Origin of the sequence: Erwinia billingiae Eb661, assembly GCF_000196615.1 — a bacterium.
Classification (GTDB): Bacteria; Pseudomonadota; Gammaproteobacteria; order Enterobacterales; family Enterobacteriaceae; genus Erwinia; species Erwinia billingiae.
Genome location: NC_014306.1, coordinates 2,099,352 through 2,116,226, shown reverse-complemented (window position 1 = coordinate 2,116,226; position 16,875 = coordinate 2,099,352). Strand labels below are relative to the sequence as shown.

Genomic DNA, 16,875 nt, shown 5'->3' with positions numbered 1-16,875 from the left:
AACGAATCTGAGGAGAGGTAAATGGCTCTGCAACAGGAAATTATCGAAGCGCTGGGCGTTAAGCCCACCATTGAGGTTAAGCAGGAAATTCGCACCAGCGTCGACTTTCTCAAGTCGTATCTGAAAACCTATCCCTTTATCAAGTCTCTGGTACTGGGCATCAGCGGCGGTCAGGACTCCACCCTGACCGGCAAACTCAGTCAAACGGCGATCGCCGAACTGCGTGAAGAAACCGGCGACAGCGCTTACCAGTTTATTGCCGTGCGTTTGCCTTATGGCGTGCAGGCGGACGAGCAGGATTGCCAGGATGCCATCGACTTTATCAAGCCGGACCGCGTGCTGACGGTCAATATCAAAGAAGCGATTCTGGCCAGCGAGAAAGCCCTTCGCGATGCCGGCGTTACGCTGTCGGACTTTATTCGCGGTAACGAAAAGGCCCGCGAGCGCATGAAGGCGCAGTACAGCATTGCCGGGATGAACGCCGGTGTGGTGGTCGGAACGGACCATGCTGCGGAAGCGGTGACCGGCTTCTTCACCAAATACGGTGATGGCGGCACCGATATCAACCCCATCTTCCGTCTGAACAAAGGCCAGGGCAAACAGCTATTAAAAGAACTGGGCTGCCCGGAACATCTCTACCTGAAACAGCCGACCGCCGATCTGGAAGATGACCGTCCAGGCTTGCAGGATGAAGTCGCGCTGGGTGTCACCTATGAGATGATCGACCAGTATCTGGAAGGCAAAACCATTGACGATGCCGCCGCCAAAATCATTGAAGGCTGGTATCTGAAGACCGAGCACAAGCGTCGCCCACCGATTACCGTGTTCGACGACTTCTGGAAGAAATAACCCTCACCTCGTCACTCCGGGCGGTCCTCACCGCCCTTTTTCATCATAACGGACTCTGATGGCACTGACACCGCAACGCGCAACCCTGACTGGCCTGTGCGCCATAGTTTTATGGAGCACCACCGTAGGGCTGATCCGCAGCATCTCTGAATCGCTTGGCGCCACCGGCGGCGCAGCATTGATCTACAGCGCCAGCGCGCTGTTCCTGTGTCTCGCTCGCGGCCTGCCCCGCTGGCGCAATCTGCCTCCGCGCTATTTATGGTGGGGCGGCGCGCTGTTTGTCAGCTACGAAATCTGTCTGGCGGTGTCGATCGGTCTGGCCCACAACCGCCCGCAGGCGCTGGAGCTGGGGATGATCAATTACCTGTGGCCCAGCCTGACCATTGTCTTTGCTATCCCGTTTAATCAGCAACGCTTTCGTTGGTGGCTGTGGCCAGGCCTGGCGTTGGCGCTGGGCGGCATCGTCTGGGTACTGAAAGGCCACAGCGTCTGGACGCCACAGCTGTTGTGGCACAACGTGATGGACAACCCGCTGGCCTATGGCCTGGCGTTTTTCGCCGCGATTGCCTGGGCGCTGTATAACAACGTTACCCGTCGTTATGCCGAAGGTCAGAGCGGCGTCACCCTGTTCTTCCTGATCACCGCGATAGCGCTGTGGCTGAAATTCGCCATTGGTGGCCAGCCGGAGCCGATGCATTTCTCCCCCGGCGTGGTGGCTGAAGTGCTGTTTATGGCCGCCTCCACCGCCATCGCTTACTCCGCGTGGAATGCCGGCATTCAGCATGGCAACATGACGCTGCTGGCAACCGCCTCGTACTTTACGCCGGTGTTCTCTGCGTTGCTCGCCACGCTGTGGTTACAGCTCACGCCCGCCTTCAGCTTCTGGCAAGGCGTGGTCATGGTAACGTTGGGTTCGCTGATTTGCTGGCGCGCCACGCGATAACTGGCGCTTTTTTATCCGCAGACGTCCTGCTACACTGTACAAGTAAACAGTAACTGGAGCGCAGTGTGCCAAGACGTGCAGCAAGCCATCGCCTGGAATTTGAACCCGCGGCGATCTACCAATATCCCGACCATCTCCGACCGTATCTTGAAGGCTTACCTTCTCTGCCCGGCGTGTATGTTTTTCACGGCGAGAGTGAAACTATGCCGCTATATATTGGCAAGAGCGTCAATTTGCGCAGTCGGGTGATGTCCCATTTCCGCACCGCCGATGAAGCAAAAATGCTGCGTCAGGCAAAGCGTGTCACCTTTATCCCAACGGCCGGAGAGCTGGGCGCCCTGCTGCTGGAAGCACAGATGATCAAGGTGCAGCAGCCGTTGTTTAATAAGCGGTTGCGTAAAAACCGTCAGCTTTGTTCACTGCATATGGCCGGAGAAAAACCGACCGTGGTGTATGCCAAAGATCTCGACTTTTCCCATACGCCGGATCTGTTTGGCCTGTATGCCAGCCGCCATGCCGCATTGGAAAAATTGCAGAAAATTGCCGATGAACAGCGCTTGTGTCTGGGGGTTTTAGGGCTGGAGAAGCTGAGCAAAGGACGCGCCTGTTTCCGCGCCAGCCTGGGTCGCTGTGCCGGTGCCTGCTGTGGGAAAGAGAGTCTGGACGAACATCAGCAGCGGCTGATTGCGGCGCTGGAGAGAGTACGGGTGCAGTGCTGGCCGTGGCAAGGCGCGGTCGGCGTTGTTGAGCAGGGGATCAACCACCAGCAGATCCACATCATCAATAACTGGTTCTATCTCGGCTCGGTAGAAGATCTGGCGCAGGCCAGCGAACTCACCACCACGCCGCAAGGCTTCGACAGTGACGGCTACAAAATCCTCTGTAAGCCGATTCTCAGCGGAAAGTTCCCGATCCTTCCCCTGCCTTAAGCCGCACAAACGAAACCGCCGACGCTGTTCACGGCACATGGCCCTCGTGAACAACGTCGGCGGTCTCAATTTAGTTGGGGATTAGCAGGGCTTAGCCTTCTGCGTCCGGTGGAAGCATTTTACCTTCATGCTTCGGCTTTTCTGTCAGACGTTTCTCAAAGTTCTGGTTGAACTGCTTCTTCTGCTCTGGCGTCAGCACGTTATACAGCTTGTTCTGCGTTTCCATCATCTTCAGGGCACGATCCTTACCCTCTTCAGACATTTTCGTTGCCTGCGCTTCGGCTTTCGCCTGGTCGAAGCTGTCGGAGGCAATAATGCTGTGCATGGTGCGACGCTCATCCAGAGAAGGACGCTTCATGTCTTTGTGGGCATCTTTCATGATGCTGCGCATTTGTGTTTTCTGCGCGTCGGTCAGGTTAAGACCTTTAAACATTTCGTGGTGCATGCCGCCATGACGTGGTGGCTGATGCAGGGTTTTATCGGCTCCGGCTGGAGGAGGCGTCATGTTATCAGCCGCAGCGTGAACGATATTCGCAGCACCCAGGGCCAGTGTCATTGCAACAACAAGAGAAGTTAATTTACGCATCGTTTTTATCCTTACTTTTCAGTTCTGTTACGACAACAATGTCGCGATGTCGGAACTCAGTTTAGGGCGCTGAACGTCAAGTACTCAGAGCCTGGGTAAAGCCCTGAAAGCATAAAAGACAAAATGCCGGCAATCATGGAGAGAATGCGAAGATTATCGTGAGGAATTGCTAACAGATATGAATTTTAAGGGATTAATGCAGGAATTATGGAGAAGTGTAATACGTTCGACAGGATCCGGAAAGGGAAAAGTAAGGGCGAAAATCCCTGGGCGATCAGATTAACGATCGCCCTGAATCAGGCCAGCGGCCAACGACTACTCGGTCGAACCTAAGGCTTCATTGTGGGCGTTATCTTCCACCAGCATCAACCCGGCCCGCTGCCCCAGCGCCACATTGGGATTGGGGAAAATCACGTACTCGCGCGCCTGCTGCACATAGAAACGTTCTTCGCCATCTTCAGCCAGTAAACTTCCCTGCGGAAAGGCGGTGAAGTTCAGCGTGTCATCGCTCATATGTAGCTTAAAGGCTTCGGTGTGACGGGTGATCTGCTGCGACACGCGATAACGCTGTGGCTGGGCAGTCACTTCAGGCAAGGCGTCACCGAACAGCACCGCGGCCAGCGCCTGTTTAGCGGCACTGAACTGGGTTAAGTCATTGCTGCCGAAAGGCAACGCTTTGCCCAGCTCCAGCGTACAGCTGGCGGCGCTAAAGTGTTTACCGCTGTAATTGGTAAAGGTGCCGCCGGCGGAACGGTGAAACACCAGCGCTTCCAGACCTGCCGCACCCAGCCAGTGAAGGAAATCTTCCGGCCACGGAGTGGTCCGCAGCGGCATCACGCCGAATCGCGTGTGGTAAGAACCACGGATCGCCGTGTGCAGATCCAGGTGCCAGCGAACTTCATCACTGCTGCCAGCCTGCCAGAAGGTTTCCATCGCCTGCTCAAGCCGCCATGCACGGCGCGCTTCGGGGCAGTCTTCATACTGCTGCCAGCGGCCACCAAACATCCGGTTGATGTCGCAGCGCTGATAACGTTTATTGTTGCGTAACGCCGCCGGGTTGCCGTAAATCACCAGCAAACGAGGCAGCAAAGGCTTCTCGCCGCGCAGCAGCTGGCAAATCAGTTCATTGAGAATTTCAACCGGGGCGGTTTCATTACCATGAATACCCGCTGAGACCACAAACGCCTGCGACGTTGTGTTAATCGGGGTCAGCTCAAGGATCCCTTCATCAAGCCACTGCCAGCTCAACTGGTCATTGCGACCGGCGATCTGTTCGGGTAGCTCTCCGCTCAGGGTTTGTTTCAGGAAGTCCTTCATACGTTCTCCTTGTTGTGAGTTTCTGCTCCTTCAATAAGGCAAGGCGCATCACAGAGTACCATGATGCGCTTCGCGTCATCCGTGATTACTGCTGAAAGTTATAGACATTCCCTAAGTTTAGCAGCTTCGTCAGTTCGTCCAGTGCTTGCCGCCCTTCAATCAGCAATTGTGGGTCTGCCAGGTCATGCTGAGACAGCCTGTCGCGATAATGCCGCTCGACCCAACCATTCAGCGTGGCAAACAGCGAATCGTTCATCATCACCGACGGATTGACCGCCGCCAGCTGGCTGTCGTTGAGCACCACCCGCAGGCGCAAACAGGCCGGACCGCCGCCGTTGCACATACTTTCACGCAGGTCGAACACCTTCAGCTCGTCAATGGCGCCGCCGCTCTCCACCAGATCGCACAGATAACGCCAGACGCCCGGATGCTGACGCGCCTCTTCTGGCAGCACCAGCAGCATTTTGCCGTTCGGCTTGCTCAGTAACTGGCTGTTGAACAGGTAGGTGGCGACCGCATCTGCCACGCTGACCTGATTATCCGGCACCACAATTGGCGTAAAACCGGGCATTTTTTCCGCCAGCGAAGCCAGTAACGCCGGCTGGTCCTGAAACGCCAGCTGATGGCAAAACAGCACCTGCTGATTGCTGACCGCGATGACGTCATTATGGAAAACGCCCTGGTCGATCACCGCCGGGTTCTGCTGAGCGAACACCGTGCGTTCGGCATCCAGCTGATGCAGTCGGGCGACGGCCTGGCTGGCTTCAAGCGTCTGACGGGCAGGATAACGCGCGGGCGCGATGCCGCTTTTGCCCTCTTCCCGACCATAAACAAACAGCTGCACCCCGGGATCATTATGGGAAGCGCTAAAGCGGTTGTGGTTAGCCGCGCCCTCATCGCCAAACATGCCGACCTGCGGCAGCGCATCGTGCACGCTGAAATGCTGCGGATCGCGGAAAATCGCGCGCAACAACGCGCCGGTTGTCGGCGCTTCCATCGCGCGGTGGAATTTATTGTTCAGGTTGGCCACCGTCAGATGCACCCGTCCGTCGGCACTGTCCGTCGAAGGCGACACGGTGGCCGCGTTGGCCACCCACATGGCGGAGGCCGAGCTGGCGGCAGACAGCAACTGCGGCGCCTGCTTGGCCGCTTTGGCCACCACTTCCGCATCGGTGCCACTGAAACCAATCTGGCGCAGTGCGGCGACGTTCGGCCGTTCATGCGGCGGGATTACCCCCTGCACAAAGCCCATATCGGCCAGCGCTTTCATCTTCATTAAGCCCTGCAACGCGGCCAGCTTCGGGTTAGACACCTGATGCTGATGGCGGGTCGAGGCCTCATTACCAAACGACAGGCCGGCGTAATGGTGCGTCAGGCCCGGCAGGCCATCAAAGTTTGCTTCACGTGCACTCATTGCGTGCCTCCCGCCGGACCGAAGTCCAGACCAGGTGACAACGTCACGGGCAGCGAGAGGTCAGCCGACTCCAGCGAGGCCATTGGCCATGCGCAGTAGTCGGCAGCATAGAAGGCGCTGGCGCGATGATTACCGGACGCGCCGATGCCACCGAACGGCGCGCTACTGGCGGCACCGGTCAGCGGTTTATTCCAGTTGACGATACCGGCGCGGCACTCAATCAGCAGGCGATCGAACAGCTCACGCTTCGGCGAAATCAGCCCGCAGGAGAGGCCATAACGGGTGTTATTGGCCAGGCGGATGGCCTGATCGAAATCGTCGTAGCGGATCACCGTCAGCAGCGGCCCAAACACCTCTTCATCCTGCACGTTGTTAAGCGTGGTGATATCAATAATCCCCGGCGTCAGGATCGCGCTGTCGCGGGCGGGCCAGGTCATTGGCAGCAGCACCTTGCCGCCGGCTTCCACGCGGGCCTGCCACTCGCTGAAGATACGCTCCGCCGCCTGCAGGGAAATCACGCTGCCCATAAAGGGTTGCGGCTGCTCATCCCAACCGCCGGGCTTGATCCGCGCGGCCACTTCCGTCAGGCGGGCCAGGAAAGCATCCCCTGCCGCACCACGTTTCACCAGCATCCGCCGCGCGCAGGTGCAGCGCTGACCGGCGGTGATAAAGGCCGACTGGATCGCAAGGTTTACCGCGGCATCGATATCATCCGGGTCTTCAACGATCAGCGCATTGTTGCCGCCCATCTCCAGCGCCAGCATTTTGTCCGGACGTCCGGCAAACTGGCTGTGCAACTGATAACCGGTCGCCGCGCTGCCGGTAAACAGCACGCCATCCACCTGAGGTTCTTTCGACAGGCTTTGGCCGGTTTCGCGTCCGCCCTGCACCATATTCAGCACGCCATCCGGCAGGCCCGCGCTCTGCCACAGCTTGACGACTTTCTCGGCAATCATCGGCGTCAGTTCGCTGGGCTTGAAGACCACGGTGTTCCCGGCCAGCAGCGCCGGAACGATATGCCCATTCGGCAGATGACCGGGGAAATTATACGGCCCGAACACCGCCATCACGCCATGCGGGCGGTGACGCAATGAACTTTCTGCCTCTACCGTCGTGCCGGTGCGGGTGTGATAGGCCTTTACCGAAATCGCGATTTTGTTGATCATCGCCTGAATCTCGGTGGCGGACTCCCAGCGCGGTTTGCCGGTTTCACGGGCGATGGTAACGGTCAGCTCGTCTTTATTTTTTTCCAGCAGCGCGGCAAATTTTTCGACAATCGCCTGACGCTCAGCAAAGGGCCGACGCGCCCACGCCGGGAACGCCGTACGGGCTGCGCCAACTGCCGCCGACACCTGGCCGACGCTGGCCGCTTTGCCCTGCCACAGCAGCTCGCCGCTGACCGGATCCAGCTTGCTAAAATTCTCGCCCGCGCCCGTCAACCATTGACCTTCAATACAGTGCGTCATGCTTTACTCTCCGCATTCAGTGTTACCACGCGCAGGCTGTCGCCCGGCCCGCAGCGTAAAATTTCAGCCTGTTCAGCGCTAAGCGCCATGCTGTCGCCATGCGGATCGACGTTCAGCAGGATCGCGCGGAAATCGGCGTAACTGTCGTTAGCCACCAGGCATAACGGCAGGCTGCTATCCGCCTGCTCACCCAGGCTGACCTTCAGCAGTCGGCTTTTACGGATTGCCCGCACGCGATCGATATCGCATTCCAGCGTTGGACCGCCGTCAAAAATGTCGATGTAGTTCATATAGCGGAATCCCTCCGCTTCCAGCACCGCACGGGCCGGTGCGGTTTGCGGATGGGTCTGACCAATCACGCCCTTGGCTTCTTCCGACAGGTAATCGAGATACAGCGGATGTTTCGGCATCAGCTCGGCGATAAACGATTTTTGTCCGGTGCCGCACAGGTAGTCCGCTTCGCTGAAGGACATCGAGAAGAAACGGCTGCCGACACTTTCCCAGAACGGCGAGTGGCCGGCTTCGTCGATCACCCCACGCATTTCCGCCACCACCTTCTGCATAAAGCGATCGCGGAAGGCGGCCATAAACAGGAAGCGGGATTTTGACAGCAGATAACCATTCTTGCCGTTGCGGTAATCCGGATCGAGGAACAGCGTGCACAGCTCGCTGCTGCCGGTATGGTCATTGCTGAGTGACAGCGTCGGCATCATGTTGTAAACATTGAGTTCTTTCGAGGCATGGACCTGGCTTCCCACGCGGAAGTTATACCAGGGATCCTGCAGTCCTACTGCCACCTCAATCGCACATATCCCGACCGCTTTGCCCGATTCACTGTCCTCCAGCACAAACACATAGCCCTGCTCAGCCTTCGGCAATTCGTTCTGCCAGGTCTGAATAGAACGATCGATACGCGCCGACAGCGTGACGCTGTCAGCAGGCAATGAGGTCAATCCCCCACCCGTTTTGCTGGCAAGGGCCATCAGCTGAGCGAGATCGTCACGTTCAACAGGACGGATGACCATCATTTTGCGGCTCCTTCGATCACGGCGCGACAGGCAATTTCAAAACGGGCCAGCCCTTCTTTCACTTCGGCTTGCGAAATGATCAGCGACGGTGCAAAGCGAATGACGTTAGCGCCTGCAATCAGCACCATTAAGCCTTCAACCGCCGCCGCCTGGTTAAACTGCTTGGCCTGGCCGTTGTAATCCTGGTTCAGCACGCAACCAATCAGCAGACCCAGACCGCGGATCTCGCTGAACAGATGCAGACGTTGGTTAATCTCATTCAGGCCGTCAACGAACCACTGGTGACGCAGTGCGACGCCAGACATCACTTCCGGCGTATTGATCAACTCCATCACTTTGCCGCCCACCGCGCCCGCCAGCGGGTTACCGCCGTAGGTGGTGCCGTGGGTGCCGACGCCCATTGCCGACGCCAACGTTTCGGTGGTCAGCATCGCGCCCATCGGGAAACCGCCACCTAACGCTTTGGCGGTGGTCAGCACGTCAGGCGTGACGCCGTAGTGCATGTAGGCGTAAAGGGAACCGGTACGCCCCACGCCACTTTGCACCTCATCAAAAATCAGCACTGCCTGATGTTGGTCGCACAGCTCACGCAGGCCACGCAGGAAAGCGGGTTCAGCAGGCACAACGCCGCCTTCGCCCTGGATGGGCTCGACGATCACCGCACAGGTCTGGTCGGTAATCAGCGCGGCGGCCGAGGCCAGATCGTTATAAACGGCATGGTCGATACCGCCCGGAAGCGGCGCGAAGTCTTTGGAGTAGGCAGGCTGGCCACCGGCAGTCACGGTGAATAAGGTGCGGCCATGGAAGGCATTCTTGAACGCCACGATGCCGCTTTTCTGCTCACCCACCTTGTCGTGGGCCACTTTACGCGCCAGCTTCAGGGCGGCTTCATTCGCTTCGGCCCCGGAGTTACAGAAAAACACCCGGTCGGCAAAGGTGGCATCAATCAACTGTTTCGCCAGGCGCAAAATCGGCTCGTTAGTGTAGCCATTGCCGGTATGCCAGAGTTTTGCCGCCTGCTGTTGCAGTGCCTTTTGCAGATCCGGATGGGCATGGCCCAGCGCATTCACCGCGATGCCGCCGGCAAAGTCGATATACGACTTGCCCTGCTGATCCCAAAGTGTGGATCCCTCGGCACGCACCGGGACAAAGCTGGCGGGTGCATAGGTTGGCACAATCCACTGGTCAAAATTCTCGCGAGATACTGACGGGTTCATAACGGCCTCTGTTTACTGCGCACTGGCAGGTAACTTAAAAGTTTAAATAATGTTAACGAAATGATTCATTGCGGCTCTACTGTAGATTGCACGCAGCGTGCCAGCCAGCGATAAAAATGCATAAACCGATCGTATCCACCAAATATCAAGGAGTTACGAAAATCACTTATGCACAGTTAATGCATATAAAGTGAATAACATTCTGATTGGGGTGGGTTTGCCGAATAAAAAAGAGAAGAATTATGCAACGAGAAAATAAAATATCGCTTTTGTGATCGAAGCCGGGATTAGGGTTTAAAAAGAGGCATTTAGCGCACCATAATCGCGCTTTACGCACCCCTTTGAGGCAATGCCGGGCGCAACTGTTGCAACAGATTTCATATTAATGTGAGGCAACACGGTTAAAAATTGCTGTCTGTCCCCACTTCTTACGGCGGCAGCCCTCCGCGCGCGCTTGTCGGTTTAACGCGATAAAATTCGTCTGCTTAATCCTACGGCTCGCAGTTCTGCCATTAAATGCGTTAACAGCCAGTTGAGCATGCTGGGAAATTAATTATCACGCTAATTAAAAAAGCGGAAAGTTAACTACTCTCCGCGACAATAATAACCCTGGTAATTATCAATTCCCAGCTTGAAAGGATTAAAAAAACAACAGAAACATCCCGCAACACCAAATTAACTAAAATCGCAAATACGCTTTTATTCCAAGCCCATTTTTATTTTTGTTATTGAACAAAATAAACACAGAAAACACACGGCAGCACTGGTTATTAAATTAGAGAAACAATGTTATAGAAAGGTAAAATAAGGACATTTTATACGCTAAAACAACAATATACACCGAAATACAACGACAAAAGCAACCTCTATCCATGATAAGAAAGTGGCATTAAAAAGAAGAAAAAAAGCTAATTACCATTGGAAATTCTGATAACCCACCCTTATTTACATAATGTTACATATATTTAGTTTTTATGTCACGCCGTCCTGTGTCATTTTCTTTTCCGACGCATTCGACGTCATTACAATAATTAATTCACAGGGTTACTTAATGATGAAGCGCAACTTTCTGGCATGGGTCATTCCTGCCATCCTCGGGATTGGTAGCGTTAACGCCGCCGAAATCTACAATAAAGACGGTAACAAAGTTGATCTGACCGGCAAAATTAACGTCAGCCACCTGTTCTCTTCTGATGATGCTAACAACAGCGATAACAGCTATGCCCGTATGGGCTTTAAAGGCCTGACGCAGATCACCGACCAGCTCAGTGGCTATGGCCGTTGGGAATATCAGTACCAGTTGAATAACTCAGAAGGTGATGACGCGCAGACCGGCAATAAAACCCGACTGGGTTATGCCGGCTTGAAGTTCGGTGACGCCGGCTCGTTCGATTACGGCCGCAATTACGGTGTGATTTACGATGCGCTGGCTTACACCGATATGCTGCCAAAATTTGGCGGTGATTCCGCCTATACCGATGCCTTCCTGGCCGGCCGTTCCACCGGCGTCGCCACCTGGCGTAACAGCAACTTCTTTGGTCTGGTTGATGGCCTGAGCGTGGCCGCCCAGTATCAGGGCAAGAATGAGCGTAGCGGCGCTAACGCGGTCCGCCGGGCAAATGGGGATGGCTATGCGGCGTCCATTGCCTATGATTTTGACTTTGGCTTAAGCATGGTTGGCGCCTACGGCAGCATTGACCGCACTAACGCCCAGAATCTGGCTACCCGCGGTGAAGGCGACCGCGCTGAAATCTGGTCAACGGCCGTCAAGTATGATGCCAACCAGATCTACCTTGCTGCAATGTATGGCGAAACGCATAACGCCACGCCAATCAGCGGCGGATTTGCTAACAAAGCGCAGAACTTTGAAGCGGTTGCGCAGTATCAATTCCTCAACGGTTTCCGCCCTTCCCTGGCGTATGTCTCTTCACGGGGTAAAGACATCGAAACCATTGGCAGCGCAGACATCTATAAATATGTCAGCGTGGGTGCCAACTACTACTTCAACAAAAACATGCTGGCGTATGCCGAATACCGTATCAACCTGCTGGACAGCGATAATGGGCTGGGCCTGGCGGATGACGACATTACCGCCGTCGGTCTGACTTACCAGTTCTGACCGATCCTGACCTCATCACCCTCTGCCTGTGTCTGAAGAAGGTGACGTGTTAAAGGGCCTTTACGGCCCTTTTTTTATGCTCTGCGATCCCGCGTGTGCATCAGGTCAGGCGGTAGTACCTGTCCGGTTTTGGTGTGTCAGGCAGATCGCGCTGGTTATTCATCTCGAGAAGATTGATCTCAATATTGGTGCACATGGCATCCATCGGCAGGTGGTTGTTGGCATAGCCAAACGGCATCTCCAGCTCTTCGGCCAGCGTATCCAGCGACAGGAAACTGTAGGCGATAAACACCGAGACCAGCGGCGTCATGTAATGCAGATCCGGCACCAGCGCAAACGGCAGTAAGGTACAGAACAGATACACCGTGCGGTGCAACAGCAGACCATAGGCAAAAGGCAGCGGCATGCTGGCTAAACGCTCACATCCTCCCAATACCTGCGACAGCTGATGAATGCTGCTGTCCAGCTGCGCATACACGATATCGGATACCTCGCCATTACGGCGCTGCTCCGCCAGCCACTGAGAGATCTTCATTTCGATGGCATTGGTCTGCGCCCGGCGGCGCAAAATTTCCTCGGCTTCGTCACCTAAATAACGATGAAGATCCTCTTTGGGATCGGTCTGACGTAACTGATGCTTCAGGCTGTAACAGAAGGCCATCAACAGGGCACTGATGCGCGGCGCATCGGTCGGCGAAATCGCCAGTACCTGACGCATAATGGTTCGACTGGCGATCAGCAGATTGCCCCACAGCTGGCGGGCTTCGGTGAAGCGTGCATAGCAAACGCTGTTACGAAAGCCGAGGAAGATGGCGATCGACACGCCGAGCAAACTGAACGGCGCAAGCGTCAGCTTGACGCCCAGCGTCTCGTACCAGTCGAGGCAATAAATCGCCACGATAGACATCAGCAAATTCAACCCAAGCCGAAACATGATGCCGGACAGCACAGAACCGTGCCAGGAGAATAAACGAACAAACCAGTGGCGATGTGGACGAATTATCATAATTGAGGATCTGCAGGATTTTTCTGGATTCTGGCAAATTCCGACGGCGCTGCACAGCGGTTTTTTGTGATATTAATCTCATTTAATCGTGACAGGAGCGCGTACTGACGACCCCCTGAGCACCTTCCCTTCCCTGCTTACCACAGCAAAACTTACCCGCTGACACCATAAATTGACGTAATAGAGGGCGTTGTAGTCGATTGGCGGGCGGAATTGCCCCGACCCACGGTCGGAATATTTTTCAGGATACTTTCGACAAAAATACACGCTTATCAGACCTGATTAAATAAACACCCTGCATTACAGCGCTAATTAAATGGAACCGATAAGCGATTCACGTAACGGTTAACATTAATAATAAAAATATTAAGAGGTAAACATCCCATCAACGCATTGAACTTATTCCCTGTGGATGCCATTAAAGATCGCTCGCGAGCGGAGTCAAATAAAACTCAATAAAATCAACTCATTGATAAATTAGTAAACATAATAATAACGTTATCGTTAAATAAAAAGCGCATAACACCTCAATTACCCACCCGCGAAATAAGTGATCTAAATTAAATATTTACATTTTGTTACGTATATTATGTTCATTTATTCAGCCCCTTCATGGCATTTTCTAACGCGACGCAAGTGGGCGTCTTAAAATGAACAGGGTGTTCGCATAATGAAAGTCAAATTATTAGCATTGGTTATTTCTACCTTCATGGGAATCGGCTGTATTCATGCAGCTGAGATCTTCAACAAAGACGGCAATAAAATTGACCTCAACGGAAAGGTCGATGTCTCGCGCATTTTTTCCTCTAACGACAGCAAACACGGTGATGACAGCTACGCCCGCTTAGGCTTCAAGGGCGAAACGCAAATCAGCGACAGCCTGACCGGCTACGGCATGTTTGAATACCAGTTCCGGCTTGATAACCCCGAAGGCGAAGGCGTGCAAAACGGCAACCGCGCCCGCCTGGGCTTTGCGGGTCTGAAGTTCGGTGACTACGGTAGCCTCGACTATGGCCGCAACTACGGCCTGATTTATGACGCGCTGTCATACACCGATGTGCTGCCTAAGTTTGGCGGTGACGCCGCCTACAGTGACGTGTTCCTTACCAGCCGCTCGGGCGGTGTCGCAACCTGGCGCACGTCAAACCTGTTCGGTATGGTTGAGGGTCTGCAGTGGGCTGCCCAGTATCAGGGCAAAAATGAACGTGAGGGCAGCCGCAGCGTTGTCCGCTCTAACGGTGACGGTTACGCCACGTCGGTGGGCTATAACAGTGATGCCGGTATCAGCATGGTTGCCGCCTGGGCCAGCATCGATCGAACCGATGCGCAGAACCTGGCACTACGCGGCGAAGGCAAGCGTGCCGAACTCTGGTCAACCGCCATTAAATATGACATGAACCAGTTCTATCTGGCGGCCATGTATGGCCAGACGCGCAATGCGACGCCTATCGACGGCGGCTTTGCCAACAAGGCGCAAAACTTTGAAGCCGTCGCTCAGTATCTGTTCCTCAATGGCTTACAGCCGTCGCTGGCGTATGTCGCCTCGCGCGCGAAGGATATTGAAGGGGTGGGCGATGCGGATATTTATAAGTACGCCAATATCGGCGCGAAGTACTTTATGAATGTGAATATGGTGGCGTACATCGAGCACCGCATCAACCTGTTGAAAGAGGACAACCCGCTGGGTCTGCCAACGGATGATATCACCGGCATCGGCCTGATTTACCAGTTCTAACCCTCGCTGTATTACCCACGGGCCTTTCACCTGTGTCTGACAAGGAAAGGCCCTTTTTTACGCCTGCGGCTCAGGGTGCCATCAAATCATACGGGTTTTGCTGATCCCCCTGCAGAGTGACCGGGGCCACCAGCTTCAGGGTGATCCAGTTAGAGGTGACGCGCTGCTGCTTGCTGTCCTCCAGCGTGACCGAAAGACGATACTCATTGCTCGCCCCTTCTGAACTGTCCCAGGCCGGAATAATGATGCTCCAGCCCTGCGGATCGGTATTGCTGGCGGGCGGCGTCAGGCTCAGCGCCTGGGTATCACCCTGCCAGCTGATGGCCTTGATCGCATTGGCATGACGAATTTGCAGCTTCAGCGGCAGCGTTTCGCCCGGCTGAACCTGCCACGGCGGCGTGGCGAGGAACACCGACAGCGTCTTACTTTGACGGAACTCCATCACCGGTGAGTTATTCCGGTTCACCGTGTCATAGCGGCTGCCGCTCAGCGAACGGGCTGCCGCCACGTTATCCGCCGACAGCTGCTTGCTGAGCGCGACGCCAATCTGATAATTCATCTTCAGACCGAACTGATCCTGGGTTTCGCCGGTATCTGCGGTTTTATGGCTGGCGGTGACGGTAAACAGCGGCACCGGCGTATAGCTGACGCCCAGCTCAATCGCCGACGGATTGCTGCCCTGGGTGCCGCTGTTAAACAAATCCACGTTGTCACCAAGATATTGCTCATAGCTTAACGATACGCCCAGCTGGCGGTAAAACGGCAGATAGCCCTGCGACGTGATGTCATAACCGCGCGCCATACGCATCTCGGTCAGGCTGTTTTGATCGCGCCAGCCGGAAAGCGGCTGATAATAGTTGGCCGAGAAGCGCAAATAGTCACCCCAGGCTTCCGCGCCCAGCGATCCGCGCTGCTGATTGGATTCAAACATCTGATCGACAAAGGCGTTGTATCCGACCCGCCAGTGACCGGCCACCCAACGCTGCCCCACGCCGGCATTGCCCACCAGACCGTAATCGGTCTGTTCGACGCCGAGCTGGCTGAAGGTGAGATAGCGATAGTTGTCCGCCCAGGGCGTCACTAATTGCGCAGAAGTGCCGGAAAAGTCGCCCTTCATATCCACCATCAGCGACATACTGGCGCGACCGTAAGGTGAGAGCAGCTGCTGCCCTTCGGTCTCGGCCCGTTTGGCGGCCTCGTCCCGGAAGTGATTGAATGCCCACTGGCCCGCCTCGCTGCCCAGTGACTGATCGTCATCACTGCTCATACTGGCTTCGCCAATGGTTTTCATCGCCTGGGCGACGCGTTTCTCTAACGCGCTGTCATCAGATGCGGTGCTGCCTAAGTCCGGCAGCGACTGGCTAAAACGGGCGGGATCGTCAAACGGCGCATCGGCGACACGGGTATCCGTGGTCAGCGCCTGCGCATCATGGTCAGCACCGCCGGCCAGAACCAGCACCAGCACAGCGCAAAGTGAGCGGATCGGGTGAAATTTTGTCATAACCTCAATGATTGCCTGCGGCAATGCAGTTTTTAAACGTGAAAAACGTAAGACAGATCACAAATCTAATCAAAGGGTAACGTAATACGCGAAGGAGCGCGAGTCAGATGGCTCCTGGTTGATCGGATTCTATCCAAATCATCCAGTTAACTGGCGAACATAAGGAGGATCGTCCAGGCTTTGACCAGGCATTTACCAACAGGATGTGACTGATGAAAAGAATTTTGCTCTGTTTCTCTTTGCTGGCTTGTGCGACTGCGGCCAGCGCCGCGCCCGTTTTCACCCTCCATTCGCCCGACTTTAATGACAATGATGTGATGGCCAAAACCTTTGCCGGCAATGCCAAAGGGAATGCCAGCTGCACCGGCGAAGGCATCTCGCCGGCCCTGAGCTGGAACAATCCGCCGCCGGGCACCAAAAGCTTTGCCCTGACGCTGGTGGATCCGGTCGGCGCAAAAGGACTGGGCGTCAATCATATGGTGGCCTACAACATTCCCTTCCAGCGCACCAGCTTTGCCAGAGGAGAGTTGACTGACGGCAAAGGCTATACCGGCGGCAAAAACAGCCCAGGCACCCTGCGCTATTACGGCCCCTGCCCGCCGGCAGGCAGCGGACAGCACCACTATAACTTCACGCTGATCGCCACGGATTTACCGGCCAACGCGCTGGGACAGGGCTTAACCCGCGAGGAATTACTCAGCAAACTAAAAGGCCACACCTTAGGTGCGGCCGGATTGATTGGGCGGTTTGGCAACGAGTAACCGA

General features: G+C 55.3%; 14 protein-coding genes. 6 read left to right on the top strand and 8 right to left on the bottom strand.

Translation table 11 applies throughout. The features are described 5' to 3' along the window. Positions 1-21 precede the first annotated feature (21 nt). The 3 genes from nadE to cho all read left to right on the top strand — a co-directional run bounded on the left by nadE (position 22) and on the right by cho (position 2,721). Positions 22-849, top strand: coding sequence for an ammonia-dependent NAD(+) synthetase (gene nadE / locus EBC_RS11145; RefSeq protein WP_013201889.1), 828 nt, complete (start codon positions 22-24; stop codon positions 847-849). 58 nt (positions 850-907) lie between these two features. Further along, complete coding sequence (yddG, locus tag EBC_RS11140; protein WP_013201888.1) at positions 908-1,792, top strand: aromatic amino acid DMT transporter YddG; 885 nt, start codon at positions 908-910, stop codon at positions 1,790-1,792. A gap of 65 nt (positions 1,793-1,857) precedes the next feature. After that, entirely contained in the window at positions 1,858-2,721 is an 864-nt protein-coding gene (gene cho / locus EBC_RS11135) for an excinuclease Cho (RefSeq protein ID WP_013201887.1), read from the top strand. 91 nt (positions 2,722-2,812) lie between these two features. Here cho and spy read toward each other — a convergent pair whose 3' ends face one another. The 6 genes from spy to EBC_RS11105 all read right to left on the bottom strand — a co-directional run bounded on the left by spy (position 2,813) and on the right by EBC_RS11105 (position 9,749). After that, entirely contained in the window at positions 2,813-3,307 is a 495-nt protein-coding gene (gene spy, locus EBC_RS11130) for an ATP-independent periplasmic protein-refolding chaperone Spy (RefSeq protein ID WP_013201886.1), read from the bottom strand. Between the two features lie 315 nt (positions 3,308-3,622). Beyond that, positions 3,623-4,624: a succinylglutamate desuccinylase gene (gene astE, locus EBC_RS11125; RefSeq protein ID WP_013201885.1), complete on the bottom strand. Its 1,002-nt coding sequence runs from the start codon at positions 4,622-4,624 to the stop codon at positions 3,623-3,625. Between the two features lie 85 nt (positions 4,625-4,709). Further along, positions 4,710-6,038 carry an N-succinylarginine dihydrolase gene (astB, locus tag EBC_RS11120; RefSeq protein WP_013201884.1) on the bottom strand — a complete coding sequence of 443 codons (1,329 nt, stop codon included), beginning with the start codon at positions 6,036-6,038 and terminating at the stop codon, positions 4,710-4,712. Then, positions 6,035-7,504 carry a succinylglutamate-semialdehyde dehydrogenase gene (astD, locus tag EBC_RS11115; RefSeq protein ID WP_013201883.1) on the bottom strand — a complete coding sequence of 490 codons (1,470 nt, stop codon included), beginning with the start codon at positions 7,502-7,504 and terminating at the stop codon, positions 6,035-6,037. The genes astB and astD overlap by 4 nt, the downstream gene beginning before the upstream one ends. After that, a complete protein-coding gene (astA, locus tag EBC_RS11110; RefSeq protein ID WP_013201882.1) occupies positions 7,501-8,532 on the bottom strand; it encodes an arginine N-succinyltransferase in 1,032 nt (343 codons plus the stop codon). Before astA ends, astD begins: the two co-directional genes overlap by 4 nt. Further along, the gene (locus EBC_RS11105) at positions 8,529-9,749 is read right to left on the bottom strand and encodes an aspartate aminotransferase family protein (RefSeq protein ID WP_013201881.1); all 1,221 of its coding nucleotides are present in this window, start codon (positions 9,747-9,749) and stop codon (positions 8,529-8,531) included. Before EBC_RS11105 ends, astA begins: the two co-directional genes overlap by 4 nt. Before the next feature lie 1,051 nt (positions 9,750-10,800). On the opposite strand from EBC_RS11105, the gene EBC_RS11100 reads away from it, so the two are divergent. Further along, positions 10,801-11,868, top strand: coding sequence for a porin OmpC (locus tag EBC_RS11100; protein WP_013201880.1), 1,068 nt, complete (start codon positions 10,801-10,803; stop codon positions 11,866-11,868). Positions 11,869-11,968: 100 nt separating this feature from the next. On the opposite strand, the gene EBC_RS11095 is transcribed toward EBC_RS11100, so the two are convergent. Continuing rightward, positions 11,969-12,874 (bottom strand): bestrophin family protein, encoded by a 906-nt coding sequence (locus tag EBC_RS11095; protein ID WP_013201879.1) that lies wholly within the window; start codon positions 12,872-12,874, stop codon positions 11,969-11,971. Between the two features lie 667 nt (positions 12,875-13,541). Between EBC_RS11095 and EBC_RS11090 the strand changes: the two genes are divergently transcribed. Next, positions 13,542-14,609: a porin gene (locus EBC_RS11090; RefSeq protein ID WP_041691991.1), complete on the top strand. Its 1,068-nt coding sequence runs from the start codon at positions 13,542-13,544 to the stop codon at positions 14,607-14,609. Positions 14,610-14,679: 70 nt separating this feature from the next. Here EBC_RS11090 and EBC_RS11085 read toward each other — a convergent pair whose 3' ends face one another. Next, entirely contained in the window at positions 14,680-16,110 is a 1,431-nt protein-coding gene (locus tag EBC_RS11085; protein ID WP_013201877.1) for a YchO/YchP family invasin, read from the bottom strand. 212 nt (positions 16,111-16,322) lie between these two features. On the opposite strand from EBC_RS11085, the gene EBC_RS11080 reads away from it, so the two are divergent. Continuing rightward, the gene (locus EBC_RS11080) at positions 16,323-16,871 is read left to right on the top strand and encodes a YbhB/YbcL family Raf kinase inhibitor-like protein (RefSeq protein ID WP_013201876.1); all 549 of its coding nucleotides are present in this window, start codon (positions 16,323-16,325) and stop codon (positions 16,869-16,871) included. Positions 16,872-16,875 lie beyond the last annotated feature (4 nt).